The organism is Kribbella sp. NPDC023855 (assembly GCF_040639475.1).
Classification (GTDB): domain Bacteria; phylum Actinomycetota; class Actinomycetes; order Propionibacteriales; family Kribbellaceae; genus Kribbella.
The window spans coordinates 131,884-156,944 of record NZ_JBFAAA010000003.1; the positions used below are offsets into that span (position 1 = coordinate 131,884).

The 25,061-nt window shown below is 69.3% G+C and carries 24 protein-coding genes; 6 read left to right on the plus strand and 18 right to left on the minus strand.

Annotated features, from left to right (window positions below):
- The first annotated feature begins 240 nt into the window (after positions 1-240).
- Both AB0F51_RS11325 and AB0F51_RS11330 read left to right on the plus strand, forming a co-directional pair.
- Complete coding sequence (locus AB0F51_RS11325) at positions 241-1,680, plus strand: hypothetical protein (RefSeq protein ID WP_360277634.1); 1,440 nt, start codon at positions 241-243, stop codon at positions 1,678-1,680.
- Positions 1,681-1,733: 53 nt separating this feature from the next.
- Complete coding sequence (locus AB0F51_RS11330; RefSeq protein WP_360277637.1) at positions 1,734-2,651, plus strand: TIGR03086 family metal-binding protein; 918 nt, start codon at positions 1,734-1,736, stop codon at positions 2,649-2,651.
- Positions 2,652-2,675: 24 nt separating this feature from the next.
- Here AB0F51_RS11330 and AB0F51_RS11335 read toward each other — a convergent pair whose 3' ends face one another.
- From AB0F51_RS11335 to shbA, 5 genes are all read right to left on the minus strand, one after another.
- On the minus strand, positions 2,676-3,074 hold the full coding sequence (locus AB0F51_RS11335) for a hypothetical protein (RefSeq protein WP_360277640.1): 399 nt from the start codon (positions 3,072-3,074) through the stop codon (positions 2,676-2,678).
- A gap of 18 nt (positions 3,075-3,092) precedes the next feature.
- Positions 3,093-4,199: a GuaB3 family IMP dehydrogenase-related protein gene (locus AB0F51_RS11340; RefSeq protein WP_360277643.1), complete on the minus strand. Its 1,107-nt coding sequence runs from the start codon at positions 4,197-4,199 to the stop codon at positions 3,093-3,095.
- Positions 4,200-4,224: 25 nt separating this feature from the next.
- Positions 4,225-5,736 (minus strand): IMP dehydrogenase, encoded by a 1,512-nt coding sequence (gene guaB / locus AB0F51_RS11345; RefSeq protein ID WP_360277646.1) that lies wholly within the window; start codon positions 5,734-5,736, stop codon positions 4,225-4,227.
- A 158-nt stretch (positions 5,737-5,894) separates the two neighbouring features.
- Positions 5,895-7,400 carry a hypothetical protein gene (locus tag AB0F51_RS11350; RefSeq protein WP_360277649.1) on the minus strand — a complete coding sequence of 502 codons (1,506 nt, stop codon included), beginning with the start codon at positions 7,398-7,400 and terminating at the stop codon, positions 5,895-5,897.
- On the minus strand, positions 7,393-7,998 hold the full coding sequence (gene shbA / locus AB0F51_RS11355) for an RNA polymerase sigma factor ShbA (RefSeq protein WP_360279710.1): 606 nt from the start codon (positions 7,996-7,998) through the stop codon (positions 7,393-7,395). Before shbA ends, AB0F51_RS11350 begins: the two co-directional genes overlap by 8 nt.
- Before the next feature lie 217 nt (positions 7,999-8,215).
- On the opposite strand from shbA, the gene AB0F51_RS11360 reads away from it, so the two are divergent.
- Positions 8,216-11,095, plus strand: coding sequence for a hypothetical protein (locus AB0F51_RS11360; RefSeq protein WP_360277652.1), 2,880 nt, complete (start codon positions 8,216-8,218; stop codon positions 11,093-11,095).
- A gap of 21 nt (positions 11,096-11,116) precedes the next feature.
- On the opposite strand, the gene AB0F51_RS11365 is transcribed toward AB0F51_RS11360, so the two are convergent.
- The 3 genes from AB0F51_RS11365 to groES all read right to left on the minus strand — a co-directional run bounded on the left by AB0F51_RS11365 (position 11,117) and on the right by groES (position 13,840).
- Entirely contained in the window at positions 11,117-11,671 is a 555-nt protein-coding gene (locus AB0F51_RS11365; protein WP_360277655.1) for a hypothetical protein, read from the minus strand.
- Positions 11,672-11,770: 99 nt separating this feature from the next.
- The gene (gene groL / locus AB0F51_RS11370) at positions 11,771-13,390 is read right to left on the minus strand and encodes a chaperonin GroEL (protein ID WP_360277658.1); all 1,620 of its coding nucleotides are present in this window, start codon (positions 13,388-13,390) and stop codon (positions 11,771-11,773) included.
- A 153-nt stretch (positions 13,391-13,543) separates the two neighbouring features.
- Entirely contained in the window at positions 13,544-13,840 is a 297-nt protein-coding gene (gene groES, locus AB0F51_RS11375; protein ID WP_328329211.1) for a co-chaperone GroES, read from the minus strand.
- 314 nt (positions 13,841-14,154) lie between these two features.
- Between groES and AB0F51_RS11380 the strand changes: the two genes are divergently transcribed.
- From AB0F51_RS11380 to AB0F51_RS11390, 3 genes are all read left to right on the plus strand, one after another.
- Positions 14,155-14,802, plus strand: coding sequence for a peptidoglycan-binding domain-containing protein (locus AB0F51_RS11380; RefSeq protein ID WP_360277661.1), 648 nt, complete (start codon positions 14,155-14,157; stop codon positions 14,800-14,802).
- Positions 14,803-14,892: 90 nt separating this feature from the next.
- The gene (locus AB0F51_RS11385; protein WP_360277664.1) at positions 14,893-15,390 is read left to right on the plus strand and encodes a peptidoglycan-binding domain-containing protein; all 498 of its coding nucleotides are present in this window, start codon (positions 14,893-14,895) and stop codon (positions 15,388-15,390) included.
- 22 nt (positions 15,391-15,412) lie between these two features.
- A complete protein-coding gene (locus AB0F51_RS11390; protein ID WP_360277667.1) occupies positions 15,413-16,594 on the plus strand; it encodes a class I SAM-dependent methyltransferase in 1,182 nt (393 codons plus the stop codon).
- A gap of 91 nt (positions 16,595-16,685) precedes the next feature.
- Here AB0F51_RS11390 and AB0F51_RS11395 read toward each other — a convergent pair whose 3' ends face one another.
- The 10 genes from AB0F51_RS11395 to AB0F51_RS11440 are packed head-to-tail and all read right to left on the minus strand — an operon-like array spanning position 16,686 to position 25,060.
- Positions 16,686-17,432: an alpha/beta fold hydrolase gene (locus AB0F51_RS11395; RefSeq protein ID WP_360277670.1), complete on the minus strand. Its 747-nt coding sequence runs from the start codon at positions 17,430-17,432 to the stop codon at positions 16,686-16,688.
- Positions 17,429-17,881: a GNAT family N-acetyltransferase gene (locus AB0F51_RS11400; protein WP_360277673.1), complete on the minus strand. Its 453-nt coding sequence runs from the start codon at positions 17,879-17,881 to the stop codon at positions 17,429-17,431. The genes AB0F51_RS11395 and AB0F51_RS11400 overlap by 4 nt, the downstream gene beginning before the upstream one ends.
- Complete coding sequence (gene tsaD, locus AB0F51_RS11405) at positions 17,881-18,933, minus strand: tRNA (adenosine(37)-N6)-threonylcarbamoyltransferase complex transferase subunit TsaD (protein WP_360277676.1); 1,053 nt, start codon at positions 18,931-18,933, stop codon at positions 17,881-17,883. Before tsaD ends, AB0F51_RS11400 begins: the two co-directional genes overlap by 1 nt.
- On the minus strand, positions 18,926-19,378 hold the full coding sequence (locus tag AB0F51_RS11410; RefSeq protein ID WP_360277679.1) for a GNAT family N-acetyltransferase: 453 nt from the start codon (positions 19,376-19,378) through the stop codon (positions 18,926-18,928). The genes tsaD and AB0F51_RS11410 overlap by 8 nt, the downstream gene beginning before the upstream one ends.
- The gene (gene tsaB, locus AB0F51_RS11415) at positions 19,375-20,043 is read right to left on the minus strand and encodes a tRNA (adenosine(37)-N6)-threonylcarbamoyltransferase complex dimerization subunit type 1 TsaB (RefSeq protein WP_360277682.1); all 669 of its coding nucleotides are present in this window, start codon (positions 20,041-20,043) and stop codon (positions 19,375-19,377) included. The genes AB0F51_RS11410 and tsaB overlap by 4 nt, the downstream gene beginning before the upstream one ends.
- A 2-nt stretch (positions 20,044-20,045) precedes the next feature.
- A complete protein-coding gene (tsaE, locus tag AB0F51_RS11420) occupies positions 20,046-21,161 on the minus strand; it encodes a tRNA (adenosine(37)-N6)-threonylcarbamoyltransferase complex ATPase subunit type 1 TsaE (RefSeq protein WP_360277684.1) in 1,116 nt (371 codons plus the stop codon).
- A complete protein-coding gene (locus AB0F51_RS11425) occupies positions 21,158-22,276 on the minus strand; it encodes an alpha/beta hydrolase (RefSeq protein ID WP_360277687.1) in 1,119 nt (372 codons plus the stop codon). Before AB0F51_RS11425 ends, tsaE begins: the two co-directional genes overlap by 4 nt.
- Before the next feature lie 5 nt (positions 22,277-22,281).
- Positions 22,282-23,427, minus strand: coding sequence for an alanine racemase (alr, locus tag AB0F51_RS11430; RefSeq protein ID WP_360277689.1), 1,146 nt, complete (start codon positions 23,425-23,427; stop codon positions 22,282-22,284).
- 15 nt (positions 23,428-23,442) lie between these two features.
- Positions 23,443-24,090 (minus strand): HAD family phosphatase, encoded by a 648-nt coding sequence (locus AB0F51_RS11435; protein WP_360277692.1) that lies wholly within the window; start codon positions 24,088-24,090, stop codon positions 23,443-23,445.
- A gap of 10 nt (positions 24,091-24,100) precedes the next feature.
- Positions 24,101-25,060: a LysR family transcriptional regulator gene (locus tag AB0F51_RS11440; RefSeq protein ID WP_360277694.1), complete on the minus strand. Its 960-nt coding sequence runs from the start codon at positions 25,058-25,060 to the stop codon at positions 24,101-24,103.
- Position 25,061 lies beyond the last annotated feature (1 nt).

Consider the following 25,061-nt stretch of genomic DNA (forward strand, 5'->3'; position numbering starts at 1 on the left):
GGCAGTTCCCTGCAGTCGCGAGCAGGTGCTCGGTGCGGTAGCTCGGCGTGCTGGAGCGAAGGCAGCGATGCGGCGCATCGTGGCCTTTGCTCCAGTGCGGCGAGGTGCCGTGCCGAGTGCCGCGCAGCACGCAGGGAACTGCCAGCCAGTCCCTGGATGTCGTGGTGACGAATGGGCCCACTATGAGGGGTGATGGCGCTAGGGTGAACGACTGAACCTGTGAAGGGGTGGAACGTAAAGATGGTGGACAGCGGGGGGTTGTGGACTCCCCCTGAGGACGAGCTCGGCGAGGCACTGCAGACAGCCCAGGTGCTGATCGAGGAAGGCCGCGCCGACGAGGCCGGGCCGTACCAGCAACGCGTCATCGAACTGGCCAGGGAGCGCGCCGGGGATCGCCCGGACCACTACGAGGCCAAGCACCTGATGGCGGCGACGCAGTACGAGCTGGCCGGCTCCCTGAACGCCTCGGGCCGTCACGAGGAAGCGCTTGCCGCGCTCCACGAGGCCCAACTCGGCTACACCGAACTGAGCGATGCCGAGGTCCTGGACTGCACTTCGTTCCTGGCCGACGTGCGCGCCCGGCGCGCGATGACGCAGGCGCATCGCGGGTACGGCGCGACCGCAGTACTGGAGATGGACGGCGCGGTGATCGCGTACGGCCAGCTGGTCGGTGGCGAGGACGGCATCCTGCACCAGCCCGACTTCGCCCGGGTGCTCGCGATGAACGCGCTGATCCTCCGCCGGTACGGCGATCCGGCGCTGGCCGTCGCGTCCGCCGACGCGGCCACCCAGTTGTTCCTGCAGCTGGCCGACCAGATCAACGCGAGTTCGCAGTCGTTGTCGTATGCGCGCTATCTCTGTTCTGCCGCGGCCGTCTCGGCCGACATCCACGCCGCCGACGGCCGGCTGGACCTCGCGCTCGAGGCCGACGAGATCGGGCTGAACACCGCCGACACCCTGGCCGACTCCGAATCGGCGACCGACCTGCGCACACTGGTGGCCGCGCTGACCCGCAAGGGCAAGCACCTCAGCATCGCCGGCCGGGTCCTGGAAGGCGAGAACTGCCTGCGGACGGCGTACGCGACCGATCCCGCGACCGCGGCGCTCGTCACCGAAGAGCTCGACCGTGGCATCCCACCGTCGCTGACCACCGCTCTGGAGTCGGCGGAGATCAAGCTCGGGCCGTACGAGCAGTACTACCGGTTGGTCGCACTGAGCGAGCCGGCGCCGGGGATGACGCTGGCGACGGTGTCCGGCCGGACCGACCCGGAGTCGGCCGCAGTACGGGCCACCGAGCTGGCCGAACTGGTCCGCCCGATGCTCGCGCACGACGCCGAGACCGCGCTGACGCTGGGGCTCGAGGCGCACTACCTGTTCGCGATCTCGTCCGAGCGCGAGTCGCACCGGATGCGGTACGAGACGAGCACCTACGCGCCGGTCTGGGCCCGGGTCCTGCTCGACATCTCCGGCGCCTACCACGCGAGCGGGCAGACCGAGATGGCGCTCGACCTGGCCGGCTGGAGCGCCGAGGTGGCGACCGCCCTGATCCCGTTCACGATGACGGACCAGGAGATGAAGAGCCTGGCCGGTGCCTGCCTGCGTCACCACGGTGACCTGCTCGCCGCGAAGGGTGATTTCACCGCCTCCCAGCACGCCCACGAGGCGGCGGCCCAGCTGTAACCGTTGACCTCACCTCCGGCTGAGCGCACGCTGGCGCTGACGGGGAGGTCAAGATGGACGTTGTAGAACTGCATCGCCGGACCTGCGAGGACTTCGTCCGGCAGGTGGCCGCGGTCCGCCCCGACCAGTGGGACAACCCGACGCCGTGCTCGGACTGGGACGTCCGCACGCTGGTCAACCACGTGGTCGGCGAAGACCGCTGGACCGTACCGCTGATGGCCGGCCGGACCATCGAGGAGGTCGGCGACTCACTCGACGGCGACCTGCTCGGCGACGATCCCGCCGCGGCCGCGAGCCACGCGGCCCGCGCCGCCGAAGTCGCCGTCACCGAGCCCGTACTCCGGGGCTCCACCGTGCAGCTCTCGTACGGCGAGGAGTCGGCCGAGGAGTACGCGAACCAGCTCGCGGCCGACCATCTCGTGCACGGCTGGGACCTGGCGGTCGCGATCGGCGGTGACGCCCACCTCGATCCCGAGGCGGTCGCCGCGGTGGCGTCCTGGTTCAAGGACCGCGAGGAGCTGTACCGCGGCGGCGGCGCGATCGGCCCGCGGGTCGAAGGCTTCTCCAGCGCCACCGAATCGCTGCTCGGCGCCTTCGGCCGGGATCCGGCCTGGTCACCCGGGCACACCACCGTCGCCTTGCTGGGTGAGGCTTTCGCGGCCGGTGACGTCGACGCGATCATGGCGCACATGACCGAGGACTGCGTCTTCGAATCCACCTCGCCGGCACCCGACGGGGCCCGCTTCGAGGGAGCGGACGCAGTACGGGAGCAGTGGCGGAAGCTGTTCGAGGACACGGCCGAGCCGCGCTTCGAGACCGAGGAGTCGGTGGTGCTCGGCGACCGGGCCATCGTCCGGTGGAAGTTCTCCTGGGCGGAGGCGGACGGCGGCCGCGGGCACGTGCGCGGGGTCGACGTACTGCGCCTGCGCGACGGCAAGGTCGCGGAGAAACTGTCCTACGTCAAGGGCTGACAGTCTTGGGCTGACCGGCTTGGGCTAGCCGTCTTGCCGGTTGTCGGCGCGGAGGGCGCCGACGAACAGGCCTGCCTCTACCTCGGTCATGCCGGTCTCACTGACCACCAGCGCGGTGGCCTGGTGCAGGTCGCCGGACGCCTTCAGCGCGCGGGTGCGCTCGGCCAGGTTGGACCCCGGCCGCCTAAGCACCGGGGTGTCGCCGACCGGTGGGACGTAGCGGCCGAGCCGGATGTCCTCGACCAGGTCACGCGCGTGCTTGAGCTCGATCCCGGTGCGATCCATCACGTACTTGACCGCGAACACGGTCTTCTTGGTGGTCAGCAGGAAACGGATCTGGTCCACGTCGTCAGAGGTGAGCTGCTCCCGCGCCCCCGCGAGCGCGACATTGTCAGCTTCGGTACGACGCTTGAACCATCCCATCCGTCAATCCTCGCAGACTCAGCCGACGACGACCTCGACGCGCTGGAACTCCTTGAGCTCGGTGTAGCCGGTGGTGGCCATCGCGCGCTTGAGGGCGCCGACCAGGTTCATCGTGCCGTCCGGGACGAAGGACGGGCCGAACATGATCTGCTCCATCGTGCCGCTGACGCCGACCTCGACCCGCTCGCCGCGGGGCAGGTCGGCGTGCCAGGCCTCGGCACCCCAGTGGAAGCCGCCGCCCGGAGCGTCGCTCGCGCGGGCCAGCGGCGAGCCGACCATCACCGCGTCGGCGCCACAGGCGATCGCCTTGGCCAGGTCACCAGAGCGGCCGACCGAACCGTCGGCGATGACGTGCACGTAGCGGCCGCCGGACTCGTCCATGTAGTCCCGCCGGGCCGCGGCGACGTCCGCCACCGCGCTGGCCATCGGCACGGCCACGCCGAGCACCTTGCGGGTCGTGTGCGCGGCACCGCCACCGAAGCCGACCAGCACTCCGGCAGCGCCCGTCCGCATCAGGTGCAGCGCGGCCTGATGCGTCGCGCACCCGCCGACGATGACCGGTACGTCGAGGTCGTAGATGAACTGCTTGAGGTTGAGCGGCTCGGCCTGACCCGACACGTGCTCGGCCGACACCGTCGTACCGCGAATGACGAACAGGTCGACGCCCGCGTCCACCACGTGCTTGGCGAACTGCTTGGTCCGTTGCGGCGACAGCGCGCCGGCCACGGTGACGCCGGAGTCCCGGATCTCCTGCACCCGCTGGGAGATCAGCTCGGGCTTGATCGGTGCCGAGTAGATCTCCTGCAGCCGGGTGGTGGCCTGCTCCTTGCTGATGCTGGTGATCTCCTCCAGCAGCGAGGTCGGGTCGTCGTACCGGGTCCACAGGCCTTCGAGGTTGAGGACGCCGAGGCCGCCCGCCTTGCCGATCGCGATCGCGCTGGCCGGTGACATCACCGAGTCCATCGGCGCGGCCAGGATCGGCAGCTCGAACCGGTAGGCGTCGATCTGCCAGGCCACCGAGACCTCCTCGGGGTCCCGGGTCCGGCGCGACGGCACGATCGCGATGTCGTCGAACGCGTACGCCTGCCGGCCCCGCTTGGCGCGGCCGATCTCGATCTCGGTCATCAGTGTCCTTCGGTCAGCGGGCGGGTCAGCGGCCGGAGTAGTTCGGCGCTTCGACCGTCATCTGGATGTCGTGCGGGTGCGACTCCTGCAGGCCGGCCGAGGTGATCCGGACGAACCGGCCCTTCTCCTGGAGCTCGGGCACGGTGCGCGAACCGCAGTACCACATCGACTGGCGCAGGCCGCCGATCAGCTGGTGCGCGACGGCGGACAGCGGGCCGCGGTACGGGACCTGGCCCTCGACGCCCTCGGCGATCAGCTTCTCGTCGCTGCCGACATCGCTCTGGAAGTAGCGGTCCTTCGAGTAGGACTTGCGCAGGCCGCCGGACTGCATCGCGCCGAGCGAACCCATCCCGCGGTACGCCTTGAACTGCTTGCCGTTGATGAAGACCAGATCTCCGGGCGACTCCTCGCAACCGGCGAGCAGGGAACCGAGCATCACGGTGTCGGCACCCGCGACGAGCGCCTTGGCGATGTCACCGGAGTACTGCAGACCGCCGTCGCCGATCACCGGGATGCCGGCCGGCTTGCACGCCAGGGACGCCTCGTAGATCGCGGTGACCTGCGGTACGCCGACGCCGGACACGACGCGCGTCGTACAGATCGAGCCGGGACCCACGCCGACCTTGACGCCGTCGGCGCCCGCGTCGACCAGTGCCTGCGCACCCGCCCGGGTGCCCACGTTGCCGCCGACGACGTCGACGTCGCGGGTGGCCGGGTCGGCCTTGAGCCTGCGGATGATCTCCAGCTGGGCCTGCGAGTGGCCGTGCGCGGTGTCGACCACGAGCAGGTCGACGCCGGCCTCGACCAGCGTCATCGCCCGCTTGTACGCCTCACCGAAGAAGCCGATCGCGCCGCCGACCCGCAGCCGGCCGGTCTCGTCCTTGGTGGACAGCGGGAACTGGTCGCGCTTGACGAAGTCCTTCAGCGTGATCAGGCCGGTCAGCTTGCCGTCGGCATCGACCAGCGGGAGCTTCTCCACCTTGTGCTTGCTGAGCAGCGCCATCGCATCGTCCGCGGAGATGCCCTGCTTGCCGGTGATCAGCGGCTGCTTGGTCATCACCTCGTGCACCGGGCGGTCCTGGCTGGTCTCGAACCGCATGTCGCGGTTCGTCACGATGCCGACCAGCACACCGGCCTGGTCCACCACCGGCACCCCGGAGATCCGGTACTGCGCGCAGAGCGCGTCGGCCTCGCCGATACTCGCGTCCGGGCCGATCGTGATCGGCTGGGCGATCATGCCGGACTCGGACCGCTTGACCAGGTCCACCTGCTGGGCCTGGTCCTCGATCGACAGGTTGCGGTGCAGGACGCCGAGGCCACCCTGGCGCGCCATCGCGATCGCCATCCGGGCCTCGGTGACGGTGTCCATCGCGCTGGACAGCAGCGGGATGTTGACCTCGATGTTGCGGCTGACCCGGGACTTGGTGTCGGCCTCCGACGGGATCACGTCGGACTCGTTGGGCTGCAGCAGGACGTCGTCGAAGGTCAGGCCGAGGACGGCGAACTTGTCGGGAACTCCGGAGGGTGTGATGTCCATGAGGAAGGCAGGCACCTTTGCACGGCGAGAACGGGACCCCATCCTATGCCGCCGGTCCCCCGCCGCCCGAATCGGTCCCGTCCGGGAGGCTGGTCAGCGACCGCCCGGCCAGGTGCCCGGCGGTCGCTCTGCGTGCTTCAGTGGTTGCTCTGCGTGGTTCAGCGGTCGCTCATCGGCGTGTTGAGCACGCCCAGGATCTGCCGGATCGTGACCGGGGCCATCGAACCGTGGGCCCGGGCGATCGCGGCGTGCTGCCCCTCGGCGTACCGGCCGCTGGAGTGCTTGCCCTTGGCGTAGCGCGCCTTGGCCCAGCCCAGCTCGGGCTTGCCATTGGAGTGCTTGCCGACGGACGAGACGCTCTTCCCGACGTACTGCGGCAGGCGGCGCGGCGGCGTCTCGACCGTCGTGCTGCTCGCGACCGGGAGCGACGGCAGCAGGCTCGCGACGATCTCGGTGACCGGCTCGGCCGGCTTGTCGTCGTCGCGTTGCCCGTCCTGATCGGTGTTCTGATCGCCGGACTGGTCACCAGAGGTGTCGCCACCGGTGTTCGTGTCACCCGTGTTGGTGTTGGTGTCGCCGGTGTTGGTGTCGCCGGTGTTGGTGTCGCCGCCGGTGCTCGGCACGGTGGTCGGCGGGGTGACCGGGGTGCCCGGCTGGTTGCTGGGGTTGTCGGTCGACCCGTTGCCGGTGTCGGTCGAGCCGGTGTCGCCGGTCGAACCGTTGCTCCCCGTCTGGCCGTTGCCCGTCTGGCCGTTGCCGGTGTCGGTCGACCCGTTGTCGCCGGTCGAACCGTTGTTGTTGCCGGCCGGCGTCGACGGGGTCGTGGTCGGCTGGTCCGTCGGGGTGGTCGTCGGCGTCGTGGTCGGCGGGTCGGTCGGCGTCGTGGTCGGCGGGTCGGTCGGCGTCGAGGTCGGCGGGTCCGTCGGCTTCGGCTCGGTCGGCGCGGTCGGGTCGTCGCTCGGCTTGGGATCGGCCGGTGTGGTCGGCGGGTCCGTCGGCTTCGGCTGCTCGGGCGCGACCGGCTCGGTCGGCTGCTCCACCGCAGGCAGGGTCGAGATCGGCTTCTCGATCAGCAGTTGCTGCTCGGTCTGCGGGATCGGCCGGGCCAGCGGCGGCTTCGGCGCGACGACGGCCTGGGCCGGCACTTCGGCCAGGCCCTGCTCCTCGTACTGCGCCTTTTCCTTGTCCTTGGCCTTCTGCTCGAAGTCCTTGGCGACCTTGACGATCTTGGTCTTGTCGACCACCGGCATGCCGTCGAGCTGTTCCTTCGGGAAGCTCGTCTCCGCCCGCAGGCCGTCGACGACCTTCTCGATCACCTTCTCGTACGGCGACAGCGGGTCGCCCGTGACGGCCGCGGCCACCCCGGACACCGACAGCGCGGCCACCGCGGCGACGCCGAGCGCCAGGCTCCGCGCGGCCATCTTGCGGGCGAACGGGTCCATCACCGGGGTCATCGCGGCACAGCGTGCCAGGAAGCTCTCCGGATCGTCGATCGTCTCCACCGGGAGCTCGTCCTCGACCTCCACCGCGAGCCGCAGACCGGCCAGCAGTTTCAGGGCCGGGTCGTGCTCGCCCGCCTCCCAGGCGGACTCCCCACCGGCTGCGAGCAGATCGAGCAGCGCGTCGTCGGCTTCTATCGCGTCGAGATCAAAACGGTCAGCCATGTCGCTCCTCCCCTGCCCGTCGTTCCGACTGTGCTTCATGCCCCACAAACCCCCTGAGCGTGTTCAACGCCCGATGCTGTGCGACCCTCACCGCCCCCGGTGTCATCCCCAGTGCCCGGCCGGTCTCCTCGGCTGACAACCCCGCTACCACCCGGAGCCGCAGGATCTCCCGCAGTTTCTCCGGCAACCGGTCCAGCAACCCCACGATGTGCTGGACCTCCGAGTGTCTGACCGCGTGTTCCTCCGGCGTCGGCGACTCGTCCGCCCCGTCCGGAAGATCCGGCGTCGACACGTCGGCCACCGCGAACGCCCGCTGGGCGTCGGCGACCTTCCGGGCCGCGATGCCGTAGACAAAAGCCTCGAACGGCCGGCCCTCGTCCCGGTACCGGCCCAGCGCCCCGAACACCGCGACGCAGACTTCCTGCGCGACGTCATCGACCATGTCGGCGCCGCCGGGATAGGTCCACAGCCTCGACCGCACGTACCGGTGGGCAACCGCCCGGACCCGGGTGAGCAGATCGTTCAGAGCGTTCCGGTCACCCTCGCCGGCCAGAGCGGCGAGATCACGCAGCTCCACGCGATCATGGGTGTGCGGCACCTGGACCTCAGCCACCCCTCGCCCCCCTCGTTCACAGACCGGTCAGCCTGCATGAGAATACGGCGGCCCAACCCCTTTGCATAGTGGCTATAGGTAATCCCCGACCTTTTTTCACTACAACCAGTGAGCACGGCCGATGCAACATGCTGCAACTGATCTGGCCGCTGTCGTTCGGCGCTGCTATAACTCGCGGGTCCCCCGAACGACAGGAGTCCTGATGCGCCGCCCGCGTGTCGTCCTTGCCGGTCTCGTCAGCGCGGCTGTGATCGCTGCAGGAGCCGTGACTGTCCCCCTGGCAATTTTCCGTTCCAGTCCAGCCGCGGCGGCCATCGCCGCCGAGCAGGGTGAACTGCTGGCTCCGCTGTGGAACGACGATCCGCATCCGTTCACCACGCTCGGCACCTCGGGTGAGTACTTCGCGTACCAGCAGGACCCCTGGAGCGGCGACAGCAACAAGAACTGGCAAATCGCAAGCATGGCCGATGGACGCATCGTGATGTCCGACATCAGCTCGGAGCACGTCGGCCCGACGATGGCCGGAAAGTACGTCGTCCGGTCGACGAACAACAATGCGGGCCAGTGGAGCTACGACTACATCGATCCCGCGACATCGAAGTCGAAAGGCACCGCGGCCCTCCCGGGTTGGGCGTACTGCCTGCATGAGGTAGGCGCCATTTATGCGACGGCGGACGACGAGGAGCAGCACGTCTGGATCTATCAGCCGGACGGAGCCAAGCGGGAGCTGGCCAATCTGCCGACCGGGTCCTTTTCCTGTGTGGACCAGGATGAGCGCTACCTGCTCGTGACGACATCAGAGGACCTGCGGCTGATCGACGTACAGACCGGCAGCAGCCAGACGGTCGCGACGGTGTCTCCGGAGTGGGCGGCGCTGACCCCCGGCCGGGTCTTCTGGCGTACCGGAGCGACCACGAGCGGCCAGCAGGTGGCGTGGGCCGACCGGGCCGGTCAGGCGACCGGGACCGTCGACGTAGCGTTCACGGAGGATCTGCAGACCCTGGCGGACGACCTTTTGGTGCTGCACAAGAAAACTGCCGACTACCAACTCGAGGTACGGCGGATCGCGGCAGCGGACGGCACCGTGAGCGAGCCCCTGCTGACCGACGCCCGCGGCGGCACCGCACTCGACGACGGTACGTTCCGGGTCGCACGGCCGACGTCGATCGACCTCCTGTCAGGTGACGGCGCTCGCCGTGAGGTGGTGCCACTGCCCAGAGCACGGGAGCTGGCTTGGAGCGTTGGCATGTCCGGAGACCGGGTGGTCGCATCGTGGTCGGCTTCTCTACCGTTCAACGACATCCCGATGTCCGAGATCACGACGGCCGCCGGCGCCGAATGGACCCCACCGAGGACGTCGATTCCGGGCCTGCAGCGCCCGGAAGAGTCGTTTCAGCTTTCCGGCGACGTGCTGGTAACAACGCAGCGGAAGCCTCCGGGCGATTACACGGAGGCGGTCTACGTAGTCTCGTGGCCAGGTGGTCACCGCGAGATTCCAGGGTTCCTGAGCCTCCGGCTCGGGCGGGGCGGCCGACTGCTCATCGCCTACGACCAAGGCATGGGGAACGTTCTCCAGGATGCACGGACCGGCGAACGGGTCGATGCGGTCATCAAGGGCTCGTTCAACACCGCCATAGATGGCACCTGGGTATGGACGGGACCGGACAGCACCGGCACTTTGGCCGGCAAGGACACCAGCACCGGTCGGACCAAGAAAGTCCAGGCAACTTTCCCGCAGCAGAGCTGCTCGTCCGACCAGGGACTCAGGGTTGCCGGTCGCTGGGCGACGTACTGCGGTGTAGTGGTCGACCTGCTCGGTGTGGTGCCGAACCGGACCCCGGCGGTCGGTCGCCATTGGGTGCTCGGCGACGGCTTCATCGCGTCGCTCGCGTTCTCGCCCGGCATCCCGCCGGAGTTGCTCGTCACCGATCTGAACGACCCGCAGGCACCGCATCGCAGCTATGGGTACGTTTCCGTCGAAGGCTGGCGCGACGTTCGAAGGATCATCGCCGAGGCCGGCGCGGGTGACCCGCGGTTCGCCTACATCGACCAAGCCGAACAGGTGCGCGTCGCCAAGGTCGACTGGCTCAAGCCGGCGCCTCCGACCATCAGGACCGACCAGACCGCGCCGACACTGACCTCGGCTACAGCCGGTCCCCGGACGTCACCAACCCAGTCGATCAGCTTCGGCTACGCATACACCGACCCGACCTCCGAGACCGAGCCCGCCAGCGGCGTTTCGTCGTACGACGTCCGTTTCCAGCAGCGCACCGGGACAAGCGGCACCTACGGCGACTGGACGGAGCAGGCGACGTCAGAGGCCCGGGTGACCATCACGGCCAAGCCTGGCGTGGACACCTGTTTCCAGGTGCGCGCCAAAGACAAGATCGGGAACGTCAGCCCGTGGAGCGCGTCGTACTGCACCCAGGTCGATGCGACGCCGCCGAGGCTGTCCCTCATCTCTGCCGTGGACCGGGTCCGCTACACGTCGGCGGTGAACTTCCGCTTCTTGTATCGGGACAACACCCAGCTGAGCACGTACGACGTGGTGTACCGGACCGCGCCGGCCGGTCGCTCGCTCGGGCAGTGGGTGTTCCCAGCCGGCTGGCAGAAGATGCGGACGACATCGGTCTCGATGACCGTTGCCGGCGGCTCCGACACCTGCTTCATGGTGCGTGCCCGCGACGCTGCCGGAAACCTGTCCGCATGGTCGTCCCCGGTCTGCACGTCGCTACCACTCGACGACCGCTCACTGAGCATGGTCGGCTCGGTGACCAGGGCCACCACCAAGATGGGCATCTACGGCACCGCTTCGCGGCTGAACAAGCCGGGTGCGGGCCTCTACCGGACCGGCCAGGTCGGCAACCGGATCGCCGTGGTTGCCTTGAGCGGACCGGGTCAGGGCGCTGTCGACATCTGGCATGCGGGCCGCAAGCTCGGCCGGATCTCGCTCGCCGCGACCAGTTGGAGCCGACGGACCTACTATCTGCCGGTCACGCCGTACGCATCCGGCACGGTCTCGATCGTCTCGGCGAGTTCGGCGTACGCCTGGATCGACGGCTTCACCGCGCTGAGGTACTAGCAGCCTGGCTACGTAAATCGCTCAGGAAGTCAGTACTGCGCCCGCTCCGAGCGGGGGTGCATCGGCGCGATCGACGAGGAGGGTCAGCCGTTGGGCTGTGCCGTCTTCGGGTGGTCGGCCGCCGGGTCGTCTGGGGGGAAACTCGAGGCCGAGGACTGTGACCGGGCGGCCGTCGGCGGTTCGGAGTACGGTGCCTGGTCCGATCTTGCCGCTGGCGAGTTCGCCGACGACCAGCAGGCCGCCGCGGGCCGCGATGTCGAAGACTTCCTCGACCGAGAAGACGACCAGCTCGACCTCCTCCGGCACCTCGAACCAGTGCTCACGCGGGAGCCCCTGCCGCCGCGGAAACCCAGGCTCACTCGCCGGCTCGTGCTCCATACCGACCAGCTCGTAGTTGCCGCAGCGTAGGCACTGGAAGCCGTCGCCGAACATCAGGCCGTCTTCGCTGCCGTACATGTCCCGCAGGCAGGTGTGCGCAGCCTCGTCCGAGCAGCACGGGTCCGCGCCGCCGTGCACGTAGCAAGCGACCGCGGCGCGCTCAGGACACCGGTAGGCGTACTCGCAGCAGTACTTCATGCCCGGACAGTACGGCTGGGCAGGCTCGTCGGAACGCGGAACTGCCCGGCAGACGGTGAGTCTGCCGGGCAGTTCTGGTGGTGCGGGGAGAACGAAGAATCAGTGACCGTGGCCGTGGCCGTGACCGGCTGCGGCGGGCTCTTCTTCTTCGGGCTTGTCGACGATCAGCGTCTCCGTGGTGAGGAGCAGAGCGGCGATGGAGCCGGCGTTGGCGAGCGCGGAGCGCGTCACCTTGACCGGGTCCAGGACACCCTGGGCGAGCAGGTCGCCGTACTCACCGGTGGCGGCGTTGAAGCCGCTGCCGACCTCGAGCTCCGCGACCTTGGCGGTCACGACGTAGCCCTCGTAGCCACCGTTCTCGGCGATCCAGCGCAGCGGCTCGACGATCGCCTTGCGGACGATCCGGACACCGGCGAGCTCGTCGCCCTCCAGGTCCAGGCCGTTGTCGAGCACCGCGGCGGCGTGGACGAGCGCGGAGCCGCCACCGGCGACGATGCCCTCCTCGATGGCCGCACGGGTCGCGGACACCGCGTCCTCGATCCGGTGCTTCTTCTCCTTCAGCTCGACCTCGGTGGCCGCGCCGACCTTGATCACGCAGACGCCACCGGCCAGCTTCGCCAGCCGCTCCTGCAGCTTCTCGCGGTCCCAGTCGGAGTCGGTGCGCTCGATCTCGGCCTTGATCTGGTTGACCCGGGCCTCGATCTCGTCGGTCTTGCCGGCACCTTCGACAACGGTGGTGTTGTCCTTGGTGACGACGATCCGGCGGGCGGTGCCGAGCACCTCGAGACCGACCTGGTCCAGCTTGAGGCCGACCTCGGGAGCGATCACCTGGGCGCCGGTGAGGGCCGCCAGGTCCTCCAGCATCGCCTTGCGGCGGTCACCGAAGCCCGGCGCCTTGACGGCGACGGAGGTGAAGTTGCCGCGGATCTTGTTCACGACCAGCGTCGACAGCGCCTCGCCCTCGACGTCCTCGGCGATGATCAGCAGCGTCTTGCCGGACTGCACGACCTTCTCCAGCAGCGGCAGCAGGTCCGCCACGGCGGAGATCTTGCCCTGGTTGATCAGGATGTACGGGTCGTCCAGCACCGCTTCGCCGGCCTCGGCGTCGGTGATGAAGTAGGGCGAGATGTAGCCCTTGTCGAACTGCATGCCCTCGGTGAAGTCCAGCTCGGTGCCGAAGGTGTTCGACTCCTCGACGGTGATGACGCCGTCCTTGCCGACCTTGTCGAACGCCTCGGCGATCAGCGAACCGATCTCGGCGTCACGGGCGGAGATGGTGGCGACGTGGGCCATGTCGCCCTTGTCGTCGACCGGGCGGGCGGTCTCGACCAGCTTGGCCGACACGGCCTCGACAGCCGCCTCGATGCCCTTCTTCAGGCCCATCGGGTTGACCCCGGCGGCGACGGCCCGCAGGCCCTCGTGCACCAGTGCCTGCGCCAGCACGGTCGCGGTGGTCGTACCGTCACCGGCGATGTCGTTGGTCTTGGTGGCAACCTCCTTGCACAGCTGCGCACCGAGGTTCTCGAACGGGTCGTCGAGCTCGACCTCACGGGCGACGGTGACACCGTCGTTGGTGATGGTCGGCGCGCCCCACTTCTTGTCCAGCACGACGTAGCGGCCCTTGGGCCCCAGCGTCACCTTCACCGTGTTCGCGAGCTTGTCGACGCCGCGCTCCAGCGCGCGCCGCGCGTTCTCGTCGAACTCGAGGATCTTCGGCATAAAAACAAGTCCCTCTCTGAGTTTCAACAATGGTGTTCGCGGTCCCGGACCGACTCCGCCCCGGCGCCGGCGTGCGGCACCGGAGCGGTGTCAGTCAGGAACAGCGAACGAAGAGCGCACTCCAGGCCCGGAGCCGGGGAGCACGCTCCGACGTCACTTGGTGACGACTGCGAGGATGTCGCGGGCGCCCAGGATCAGGTAGTCCTGGCCGTCGTACTTGACCTCGGTGCCGCCGTACTTGGAGTAGATGACCTTGTCGCCGACGCTGACGTCCAGCGGGACGCGGTTGCCGTTGTCGTCGATGCGGCCGGGGCCGACGGCGAGGATCTCGCCCTCCTGCGGCTTCTCCTTGGCGGTGTCCGGGATCACCAGGCCGGACTTCGTGGTCTGCTCGGCTTCGAGCGGCGCAACGAGGATACGGTCCTCGAGCGGCTTGATCGTGACCGACACTTGCTGACCTCCACGGTCGAGTTCTTTGTGTGTTCTCAAGGGTGCTGCGAGCGGCCGTTCGCCTCTGCCGTCGCGGGGATCAGAGGCCGGTCGCTGGCACCCTCGGGTGGAGAGTGCCAATACCGAATCTAGGCCGCGATTAGCACTCGGTCAACTCGAGTGCCAGATTCTCGCTCTCGGCGCAGCGCCGCACCGGCTGTGACCGCCCGGCCGCTTTCCGCCACCGAGGTCTGGGCGAACCCGGCCTCCGCATGGGACCGTCGTGTCTGTAGGTTCCCGGTCCGCCCCGGGATCGACTGCTCGAGGAGAGAACCATGGCCCTCCGTCTCCCGTCCCTGCCGAAGCCGGCCCTCCCGAAGCTCGCCTCCCGCAAGGGCGTCGTCCTCGCCACGCTCGCGGTCAGCCCGTTCGTCGTCGCCGGCCTGGCGGCCAACGGTCTCCACAACTCCTCGCCCGACGGCCCGGGCCAGGCCGCACCGGCTCCAGGCGGCGGAGCGCCCCCAGCAGCTCCCCTACTGGTCAGGCCGGCTCAGGACACCACGGCAAAGCGGACCGTCGCGGAGGCACAGGCAGCAGCCGCGACACCGCAGTGCTTGACGGCCCGCCTGGTGCCTGTCGGCAGAACCGGCTGGGGCATCCCGCTTCCGTCGGTATGGAACAGCACGAGCACCACCTGCAACCTCATGTACGGCGACGACCCGTACCGGACCACGTCCCGCAGAGGCGACCCAGACACCGCCATCCGGACCCTGCAGCGCAACCTGAACTACTGCTACGGCTACAAGCTCACAGTGGACGGCGTCTACGGCAGCAACACCCGTGGGGTGATCCGGGCGGTCCAGAAGCGCCACGGGCTGGCCGTTGACGGCATCTACGGCCCCAAGACCCGCTCGGCAATGAACTGGCGCCTGTTCTCCACCAGGACCAACACCTGGAGCAAGGCCTGCTCCAGCCCGCTCTGACAGTTGCAACCCCCTGCCAACGAACAATTGCCCACCCAGGGCCGTCCTACCGAGCAACGATCCCGGTCGGGGAACGGAAGACTCAAGGGGATGACCATGGGATATCTACGTACCGCAATCTCCGTCGGCGCGACGGCAGTACTGGCCGTCAGTGGCGCCGTGGTGGCAACGACGACGGCGCAGGCCGCACCGGCCAGGACCCAGGGGCTGGAGCAGTGCCTGTCAGCGCTGATGAAGCCAGTCGGCAGGGGCTGGGCCGTGCAGGTGCCGGGCGGCTGGGAAGACGCCTCCACCACTTGCAACCTGAAGTACGGCGACATGCCGCGCCGCTACGGCCCGGACTACGTCGGAGACCCGGCCTCGGCCATCAAGGCCCTGCAGCGCAACCTGAACTACTGCTACGGCAGCAAGCTGGTCGTCGACGGCAAGTACGGCAGCAAGACGCGCGCCGCCGTGCAGAACGTTCAGCGCCGGCACAAGGTCACCGTTGACGGCATCTACGGCCCGAAGACCCGATCAGCGATGAACTGGCGCCTCTACTCCCTGCACAAGCACGCCTGGAGCAAGACCTGCTCCAGCCCGATCTGAGCCGCCGGGCAGACTGTGCCTGGTGACACCTGACGCGATCTCGCTGTTACTGGCGCCGGCCGGAGCCGCTGTACTGGCTGAGGCCTGCGCCGGTTACACCCCTGGAGGCGAGCTACGCCTGGTCGAGAAGCTCAGACGCCGGTACGACGCTCCTGTGGTGACCGCCGCGGTCACGCAGGCGTCACTGCGCCACCGGGCGGTCGCCAAGTTCGGAGCAGACGCAGCACGGATGTACTTCACGCCAGATGGCCTGGAGCAGGCCACGAGGACAGCAGTCGGAGTACACCGGGCCGCGCGCATCGCCCGCACACTCCCGAACGCGACAGTGGTCGACCTGGGCTGCGGGATCGGTGGCGACCTGATCAGCGCGGCCCGGGCCGGGTTGCGAGTCACTGGCGTCGAGCGTGATCCCGCGACAGCCGCTGCGGCCCGGGCCAACCTTGCCGCGCTAGAGCTGCCGGGAGAGGTGCTGGTCGGAGACGCGGAGGAGCAGGACGTCTCGCAGTACGAGGTGGTGTTTGCTGATCCGGCCCGGCGGGCGGATGGGAAGCGGGTGTTCGACCACAACGCCTACTCACCACCCTGGTCGTTCATCACTGCTCTGCTGTCAGACACTGCCTGCGTGAAGGTCGCCCCTGGCATCCCCCACGAGGCTGTGCCGGACGGCGTCGAGGCGGAGTGGGTCAGCGACGCCGGCGAGGTCAAAGAAGCAGCACTGTGGTCAGGCAAGCTCTACGCCGGTACTACGCGCCGCGCGACCCTCCTGCCCAGTGGTGCGACAGTGACGTCAGCACCCGAGGCCGAGTGCGCCCCGGTCGGCCGGTACATCTACGAACCCGACGGAGCCGTCGTCCGGGCCGGGCTGGTCACAGCAGTGGCCGAGGCCGTCGACGGGTGGCTTCTCGATCCGCGGATCGCGTACGTCAGCGGCGACAGCCCGGTGGCGACCCCGCTGGCTTCGGCGTACGAGGTGGTCGAAGAGCTGCCCTACAAGGAGAAGGCGCTGCGGTCCTGGGTCCGCGCGCAGGACATCGGGACGCTGGAGATCAAGAAGCGCGGGGTGGATTTCGATCCCGCCGTACTGCGCAAGAAGCTGTCACCCAAGGGCTCCGCCAGCGCGACCCTGATCGTCACCCGGATCGGCCGGGACGCGGTCGCGTACTCCTGCCGCCGACTTGCGCTCACACTGGATTCGAACATATGATCGATCCCACGAGCGGGCTCCTGACCGGCTCGCCGACGGACGAGGTGCTGCGTCTGTTGCTGCTGTCCCGGTCAGGAGCCCGCCACTAACTTCATGAGAAACGAGGGCGGCTGCGGTAGCGCAGCCGGGCCTTCGCGATGTCCAGTACTCCGCGCCGCGTGCTGTCGGGGTGCTTCGAGTGCGGGAGCCGGTCGATCCGGTCGGTCTCGAGACTGAGGCCGGCCGTCGCACCCGCGGTGAAGTCGCGAACCAGGGCGTTCCAGTCCGGACTGCGTTTGAGCATCGTGTGGTTGTCACCGTCGACGGCGAACAGAGCGACCGGTACGCCGGACGCGCGCAGCCGTTTGGCGTAGGCCGCGGTCTGGGCCGGCGAGGTGATGCGGTCGTCGGTTCCGTGCGCGAAGACGACCGGGCCGCGCAGTGCCACCAGCGGTTCGCCGCCCGGCAGCCAGGGGGCGAGGGCGAGCACACCGGCGACCAGCGGATGGTTGCCAGCAGCAACAACCGCGCGGCCGCCGAGGGAGTGACCGATCAGGAGCACCCGGGTGATGCGCGACGGCAACTGGTCCAGCACCATCCGGAGATCCGCGACCGGATCCGCCGCGTCGCCGTTCCAGCCGCGGTAGCGGTAGCGCATCAGCCCGATCGCAGCTTTAGGTGCACCGGCGCGAGCGGCCGGGACGAAGGACCACATCCGCAGGATCGCCCCTCGCCAGGCGCCTGCCGGGTCGACGGAGGTCTCCTGGCCGCCGTGCGCGAGCAGCACGAGCTCTGTCGCATCGCGCGGCGCCACCAGCAGGTCGATCCGGGGAAAGGCCGTGGCCGCCGCAGTACTCACGACGGGCTGCCGTACAAGGTCGCCGGGGCCTGCTGGACGACCAGGAACCTACTCGGATCAGCCAGATCCTCGAACCCGTACGACCGGTAGAGCCCGTGCGCGTCCAGCGTCGCCAGCATCGTCCGCCGCAGGCCTTGCAGTTCCGGGTGCTCCAGCAACGTCGACACGACGAACTTGCCGAGCCCGTGTCCGCGATGCGACTCCAGCACGAACACGTCGGCGATCCAGGCGAAGGTGGCTCGGTCCGTCGCCGCCCGCGCGTAGGCGACCTGGGCACCATCAGCGGCGTAGACCCCGACGTTCAGGCTGTTCGCGATCGCCTTCGCCATCAGGTCGCGCGGGATGCCCGCCGCCCAGTACGACGTACTGATGAACCCGTGCACCACGTCGAGATCGATCCGCGCGGGATCGTCGTCGGCCACGAAACCGCCGGGGTGTTCCCACCGCATCAGTTCAGGACCGTCGTGATCGGCATGGACGAATCGGCCGGCAGGCCCAACGGCGACGGTGTCTTCCCGGCCCGAACCAACTCCGAACCGAGCGCCGCCACCATCGCGCCGTTGTCCGTGCACAACCCCGGCCGCGGAACCCGTACTGCGATGCCGGCCGCCGAGCAACGCTCCTCGGCCATCGCGCGCAGCCGGGAGTTCGCCGCGACCCCACCGCCGATCAGCAGGTGCTCGTAGCCGCGGTCCTTGCAGGCGTCGATCGCCTTGCGGACCAGCACATCGCAGACCGCCTCCTGGAAGGCGGCCGCCACGTGGTTCACCGGGACGTCCTCGCCATCGCGCCGCTTCGCCTCGACCCACCGGGCGACGGCTGTCTTCAAACCGGAGAAGGAGAAGTCGAAGCGATGCCGCTCCAGATCCCGCTGGCTGGTCAGCCCGCGCGGGAACTTCACGTACAGCGCGTCCCAGCCGTCCCGTGCCGCCTTGTCGATATATGGACCTCCGGGGAACGGCAGGCCGAGCACCCGCGCGACCTTGTCGAAGGCCTCGCCGGCCGCGTCGTCGATGGTCGCACCCATCGGCTCGACGCCGACCGTGATGTCCTCGACCGCGAGCAGCGACGAGTGACCGCCGGAGACGAGCATCGCGATCGCGCCCTTGGGGATGTCACCGTGTTCGAGGGTGTCGACCGCGACGTGCGCGGCGAGGTGGTTCACGCCGTACAGGGGCTTCTCGAGGGAGAGCGCGAGTCCCTTGGCCGCGGCGACGCCGACCAGCAGTGCGCCGGCCAGGCCGGGCCCGCTGGTGACCGCGATCGCGTCCACGTCGGACGGCTTGATCCCCGCGGTCTCGCAGGCGCGCCGGATGGTCGGCACCATCGCCTCGAGGTGCGCGCGACTGGCGACCTCGGGGACGACGCCACCGAACCTGGCGTGCTCCTCGACACTGGAGGCGATCGCGTCGGCGAGCAGTGTCTGCCCGCGGACGATGCCGACCCCGGTCTCGTCGCACGACGTCTCGATCCCCAGGATCAGGGGCTCGTTGTCACTCATGGTCCTCCTGCCATCGCATCACGACCGCGTCCTCGCCACCGGCGTAGTACCCGCGCCGCCGGCTGATCTCCCCGAAGCCGAAGCCACGGTACAGCGCCTCCGCCGATTTGTTGCCTGCAGCAACTTCCAACAACACGACCCGCCCGGCGCAGCGCTGCAACGCCGCCGTCATCAACTGCCCGCCGATCCCGGTACGCCGCTGCGCCGGCTCGACCGCGACGCGCAGCAACTCGACCGGGTCCTCAACTGCCGACGGGACCAGCAGTACGACGTACCCGACCGCGACCCCTTCGTCGGCGACCAGCACGACGCGGTCGGTCTCCAGCCGGGCGAACTCGTTGCGCCATGCCGAGGCACTCCACGCCGAAGCGCCGAAGCAGACGCGGTCCAGCGCCACGAGAGCATCGAGGTCTTTCGCGACGGCCGGACGGATCGCAGGTCTCACTTGGGCAGCACGCTCTTGGGTCCGCCGGACATCGTGACGTCGGGGCGCCGCAGATACAGCGGGTCCGGCGCGACCACGGGCAACGTCCCGGTCGCTACGCCGAGAGCCAGTACTTCGGCCGACGGGTACTCGATCACGTCGCTGGACTCGAGCGCGAGCGCCTCGGCGTACAAGACCGCGCCGCGGCCGATCACCGGCACGCCGGACAGCATCTGCGCGACCTCGGCCGGGCGGTCCACGGCTGGTCCTTCCAGGCGTCGACGGCTGCCGTCAGCCGCGGGGCCGTCGTACAGGGCCCAGTAGATCTCCTTGCGGCGCGCGTCAGTCGCGACGGCGAGGGGCAGGCTCAGTGACGACTGCCGCGCGAGGATGTCGAGACTGCAGACCCCAGCGACCTCGATCCCGAGCACTTCGGCCATCGTGCGCGCGGTCACCAACCCGACCCGCAACCCGGTGAACGGTCCTGGACCAACCCCCACGGCGATCTTCGTGAGATCGCCCGGCCGGCATCCAGCAGTCTCCAACGCCTCCGCAATCGCAGGCGCCAGCAACTCCCCATGCCGCAACGCATCCACGGTCGACGACGAGGCGATCGTCGCCCCACTGATCGGATCAGCCAAGGCAACCGTCACAGCAGCACTGGACGTATCAAATGCAAGCAGCATGGTCAGCTCCGCTCCGGCTCCGCTGAAGCGGAGGAGGTGGGGTGGGAAGGCGCAGAGGAGCCCAGCACCGGATCAACTGCTGCCTGCGGCGGAGCGCCGGCGCTCCGCATCGCGCCGCCTCCGGCGGCGCTCGCGGTGGTGGAGAAGGAGCCCGGCGCTTGCTCACCTAGCGGCTCCGCCGCCGCCCCTCCAGCCGGCTCCGCCGGCGGGGTGAGGTGGATGCCCGACTCTGCCCAGCGAGGGCCGGCTGGGGTGATGCGCAGGGAGCGGGTTTCGTCGGTGTCGTCGTCGCCTCGGGTGACGACGATGTCGAGGCGGTCGGGGGCCAGGGCTTCGGCGAGGCCTTGGCCCCATTCGACGACGGTGACTGCTTCTTCGAGGCTGGCGTCCAGGTCCAGGTCGTCGAGTTCCGCGAAACCGCCGAGGCGGTAGGCGTCGACGTGGACCAACGCCGGCCCACCCGACAGCGACGGGTGGACGCGGGAGATGACGAAGGTGGGCGAAGTGATGTCGCCCCGCACCTTCAAGCCCGCGCCGAGACCTTGGGTGAACGTCGTCTTGCCGGCCCCGAGATCACCCGACAGGACCAGTACGTCGCCCGCCCGCAACTGCCCCGCCAGCTCTTCAGCGGCCGCACGCATGTCGTCCGCGGTCGGGACGGTCAGCGAGATCGGCATCGCCTTCGCATAGATCAGGTTCTGCCCCTCACGAGCGACCACGGAGTACCCGCGCCGCCGCCAGAACTCGACCGTGTCGGGCAGTTCCACCCGAGCGACCAACTGGATCCGTCGCAACCCGCGCGCCCGTGCGGTGTCCTCGGCGCAGCCGACCATCGCCGACGCGACTCCACGCCCTTGGAAGCGCGGATCCACCGACACCCGGCGCAGGCCGAGTACGTCGCCGGAGACCTCGTACAGGACCGCCCCCGCCGGTTCGCCGTCGATGCGCACCAGCAGTCCGCCGTACTGCGCGACAGCGTCGCCCACGGTGGAGGCATTCTCGGACAGCGCGGTGGACGGCGGGTCGAGGGTGCGGCGGGCGGCGAAGGCGTGGTGGATCACCGCGACGATCTCGTCCACGTGCTCCGCGGTCGCGTCCACCACGTGCAGGTCGGTCATGTCTGTCCCAGGGCTAGTTCGGCCCGCTCGATCATCCCGAGCAGGGCTGCGGTGAACTCACGATGATGCTCGATCAGGCCGAGATGACCGCAGTTCGGTACCTCGACCAGTTCGGCTCCCGGCACGTGCCGGACGATCTCCTCGGAGTGCTCGAACGGCGTCAGGTGGTCCTTGTCGCCGGCGATCACCACGCACTCGACCTTCTGCAGCGGCTCGAGCGCGCCGTACTTGTCGTGCAGCGCGAAGATCGGGTAGAACTCCGCGATCACCGAGATCGGCGTCGCGGCGATCATCTCGTTGACGAACTCGGTGTAGGCCGGCGGCACCTCGGAGCCGAACGAGTACTTCCGGGTCAGCAGGTAGCTGATGTCCGTGCCCGCCTTGCGGCTGCGCTCGACCACATCGGGAATCCGGGCCAGCGCGGACACCGTCGGGGTGGCGAGCGTCCGGACCATCATCCCGATCCGGCCCGGCAGCGCGATCGGCACCTGGTCCAGCCCGCCCGCGCTGGTCGAGCACAGACCGACGCCGATCACCCGGTCGCCGAACAGCTCCGGGTGCGCCTCGGCCAGCGCCATGATCGACATGCCGCCCATCGAGTGCCCGACCAGGATCACCGGACCGGTCGGCGCGAACTTCTCCAGGATCCCGTACAGGTCGCGGCCGAGCTGCTCGATGCTGACGTTCTCCTTCGGCGACCGCCCGGACCGCCCGTGCGAACGCTGGTCGTAGAAGACCATCGTGCCGATCCCGGCCAGGTCGCGGCGCTCGAAGTGCCAGCAGTCCATGTTCAGCCCGTAGCCGTGCAGGAAGATCAGCGTCAGGTCTTCGGGCGGGTTCACCACCTTGCGACGGAGTCCACGCTTCGCGGGCGGCTCCGGACGGCGGGAACGCTTCAGCTCGTCGACCTCGACGTACAGCTCGACCCCGTCGTCGGCGGTGAAGACGTGCGGCGTACCGCGCAGCGAACCGAACGGCTCGGCTTCCAGCTGCGCGCGCTGACCCGAGCGCCGGCCGATCAGCTGCCGCTCGACGGCGACGCCGGCGGCCGCACCTGCGGCGAGCACTCCGACCGCGGCGCCGATCAGGCCGGCAGTGCGGCCCACTTTTGCCATGCCGGTCACCTCCCGCCGACGTACCGGCGGGGGACGCGCGCGCCCAGCCGGGTGACGATCTCGTAGCTGATGGTTCCTGCCGCATCTGCCCAGTCGTCCGCGGTCGGCTCCCCGTCGACACCCGGGCCGAACAGCACGACCTCGTCGCCCGCGGCGGCCTGGTCGTCCTCGAGATTGACCACGCACTGATCCATGCAGATCCGGCCGACGATGGTACGACGCTCGCCGGCGACCTGGACCGGCGCACCGTTCGAGGCGTGCCGCGGCAGCCCGTCGCCGTACCCGAGTGGGACCAGTCCGAGCGTCGACGGCTTCGGCGCCGTCCAGGTCAGGCCGTACGAGACGCCGACGCCGGCCGGCACCCGCTTCACCATCGCGAACCGCGCCCGCAACGTCATCGCCGGCCGCAGCCCGAGCTCCTCCGACGGAATCTCGTGCCCGAACGGAGACAGCCCGTACGTCGCGATGCCGGGCCGGACCAGATCGAAGTGCGTCTCCGGCAACGCCAGCGTGCCACCCGAATTGGCCAGGTGCCGCAGCCCCGGGTCGATCCCGAAGGACTCCACCACGTCGACGGCGGAGGTGAACGCCGCCACCTGGTACTCGTTCACCGGGCTCTTCGGTTCGTCCGACGACGCGAGGTGGGACCAGACCCCGGCGATCTCGATCCGCCCGGTCCTGACCTCCGCCAGCGCGGCCCGAATCAGGTCGGGCCAGTCCTCCGGTACTGCGCCCCCGCGGCTCATGCCGGTGTCGATCTTCAGGTGCACCCGGGCCGGCCGGTCGTCCACCCCGGCGGCGATCTCGTCGATCTCCCAGGGCGCGGACGCGGACAGGTCGATGCCGGCGGCAATAGCCTGCTCGAGCGGCTCGCCCGGTGTGGTCAGCCAGCAGAAGATCGGCCCGGTGTCGCCGGCTTCGCGCAGCGCGAGGGCCTCGTCGAGCACGGCCGCGCCGATCCAGTCCGCGCCGGCCTCTCGCGCGGCCCGGGCGACCGGGATCATCCCGTGCCCGTACGCGTCGGCCTTGACCACCGTCATCAGCTGGGCGGTGGCGGCCCGCGCCCGCAGCGCGGCCACGTTGTGGCGGATCGCGCCGAGGTCCACGACCGCTTCGGCACGAACCTTCGAGGGATCTCCAGGCTCTGACATAGCCCTACCAGTCTCTCAGGTGGCGGAGATGAGCCCCGGGAGGGCGGTCATGTTGTGGAAAACCGCGGTCGCCTCGGTGAGTTTGGCGGGGTCGGTCATTGCGGCGTAGCCGAAGACGCGCATCCCGGCAGCATTGGCGGCGGCGACGCCGAGCGGGCTGTCCTCGACCACCACGCAGTCAGCCGGTTTGACGCCCATCGTGTTCGTCGCGTGCAGGAAGAGGTCAGGGGCCGGCTTGCCGTGCGCCACGTCTTCCGCGCTGAAGATCCGGCCCTCGAACCGGTCCCAGAACCCGACCGTGGTCAGCGCGGTGTGGATCCGCCGGTGCGTCCCCGACGAGGCCAGGCAGTACCTGATGCCGTCGGCATCCAGCCGATCCAGCACCTCCCGGACTCCGGGCACCGGTTGCAGCTCGGCGAACCCGGCGAACAGCCGCTCGTGGTACCGGTCCTCGAGATCGACCGGCAAGGGTGACCCGAGCTTGGCCTCGGCCTTCTGCCGCATCGACACCATGCTGCCGCCCATGAAGTCGCGGACCGTCTCCTCGAACGTGTACGGCAGCCCCGCCTCGGTCAGCAGCTCGGCCAGGATCCCGTTCGCCAGCCGCTCGGAATCCACCAGCACACCGTCGTTGTCGAAGATCACCAGTCCGGGTCCAGTCACGCCTTCGACCCTACGACAACGAGACCAGTCGCTTGGCGGTCTGCTCGGCCACCACTCGCAGAGCCTCGATCGCGGCCACGACTGCCGCACTCTGCATCAACTCCGCCCGAACCAGTACGCCGACCTGACGCTCGGGCGAAGTCCGCACGGGCAACACGGCAACGCCAGTCCCTGGCGCCGCGTGCAGCGCAAGCCCCGGCAGCAAGGTGACAGCAAGCCCTTCGGCGACCAGCCGCTGAGCGACCACATAGTCGTCGGTCCGATGCCGGACATCCGGCACAAATCCAGCGGCCCGAGTCGTGACCAGCAGGTTCTCCTCACACCGCGGACACCCCGCAACCCACCGCTCATCGGCCAGATCGCCAAGGGCGATCGGCCGTGCCCGGCCGGCCAGGCGATGGCCGACGGGCACCACGGCCCGCAGTGGGTCCTCAAGCAGCGGCACCGTGACCAAGTCACCATCCCGCCCCGCGGCGCCGCCCGCTTCCCCAGCCCTGTCCTCGGACACCACGTGCTCGAAGATGAGCGCCAGATCGGCATCGCCGGCGGTCACCAGTGCTCTTGCTTCTGGTGGTTCTGCTTCTGTCAGCCGTACTTCGAGCGCGGGCGCGCGGGACTCCAGTTTCGCCAGCGCCGGTGGCACCAGGACAGCAGCCGCCGATGGAAACGCCGCGAGCGACAACGTGCCCAGCTCCATCGAGGCGAAGGCCCGCAACTCCGTCTCGGCGGCCGTCAGCCGGGAGGCGAGCGCGTCGGCGTGCGCCAGCAGCGCAGTACCGGCTTCGGTCAGGGTGATGCCGCGGACGGAGCGGAGCATCAGCGGGATGCCGACGTCGCGTTCCAGCCGCTGCATGTGCTGGCCGACGGCGGGCTGCGTCCAGCCCAGCGTGGTCGCCGCCGCCGACAACGACCCCAGCCGGGCTACTTCACGGAAGATCAGCAGTCGTCTGGGGTCGAGGTCGGCAGTCATG

Coding starts and splice junctions, on each gene's coding strand:
- AB0F51_RS11325 (WP_360277634.1), top strand. CDS start 241: ATGGTGGACAGCGGGGGGTTGTGGACTCCCCCTGAGGACGAGCTCGGC.
- AB0F51_RS11330 (WP_360277637.1), top strand. CDS start 1,734: ATGGACGTTGTAGAACTGCATCGCCGGACCTGCGAGGACTTCGTCCGG.
- AB0F51_RS11335 (WP_360277640.1), bottom strand. CDS start 3,074: ATGGGATGGTTCAAGCGTCGTACCGAAGCTGACAATGTCGCGCTCGCG.
- AB0F51_RS11340 (WP_360277643.1), bottom strand. CDS start 4,199: ATGACCGAGATCGAGATCGGCCGCGCCAAGCGGGGCCGGCAGGCGTAC.
- guaB (WP_360277646.1), bottom strand. CDS start 5,736: ATGGACATCACACCCTCCGGAGTTCCCGACAAGTTCGCCGTCCTCGGC.
- AB0F51_RS11350 (WP_360277649.1), bottom strand. CDS start 7,400: ATGGCTGACCGTTTTGATCTCGACGCGATAGAAGCCGACGACGCGCTG.
- AB0F51_RS11360 (WP_360277652.1), top strand. CDS start 8,216: ATGCGCCGCCCGCGTGTCGTCCTTGCCGGTCTCGTCAGCGCGGCTGTG.
- AB0F51_RS11365 (WP_360277655.1), bottom strand. CDS start 11,671: ATGAAGTACTGCTGCGAGTACGCCTACCGGTGTCCTGAGCGCGCCGCG.
- groL (WP_360277658.1), bottom strand. CDS start 13,390: ATGCCGAAGATCCTCGAGTTCGACGAGAACGCGCGGCGCGCGCTGGAG.
- AB0F51_RS11380 (WP_360277661.1), top strand. CDS start 14,155: ATGGCCCTCCGTCTCCCGTCCCTGCCGAAGCCGGCCCTCCCGAAGCTC.
- AB0F51_RS11385 (WP_360277664.1), top strand. CDS start 14,893: ATGACCATGGGATATCTACGTACCGCAATCTCCGTCGGCGCGACGGCA.
- AB0F51_RS11400 (WP_360277673.1), bottom strand. CDS start 17,881: ATGCGGTGGGAACACCCCGGCGGTTTCGTGGCCGACGACGATCCCGCG.
- tsaD (WP_360277676.1), bottom strand. CDS start 18,933: ATGAGTGACAACGAGCCCCTGATCCTGGGGATCGAGACGTCGTGCGAC.
- tsaB (WP_360277682.1), bottom strand. CDS start 20,043: ATGCTGCTTGCATTTGATACGTCCAGTGCTGCTGTGACGGTTGCCTTG.
- tsaE (WP_360277684.1), bottom strand. CDS start 21,161: ATGACCGACCTGCACGTGGTGGACGCGACCGCGGAGCACGTGGACGAG.
- AB0F51_RS11425 (WP_360277687.1), bottom strand. CDS start 22,276: ATGGCAAAAGTGGGCCGCACTGCCGGCCTGATCGGCGCCGCGGTCGGA.
- alr (WP_360277689.1), bottom strand. CDS start 23,427: ATGTCAGAGCCTGGAGATCCCTCGAAGGTTCGTGCCGAAGCGGTCGTG.
- AB0F51_RS11440 (WP_360277694.1), bottom strand. CDS start 25,060: ATGACTGCCGACCTCGACCCCAGACGACTGCTGATCTTCCGTGAAGTA.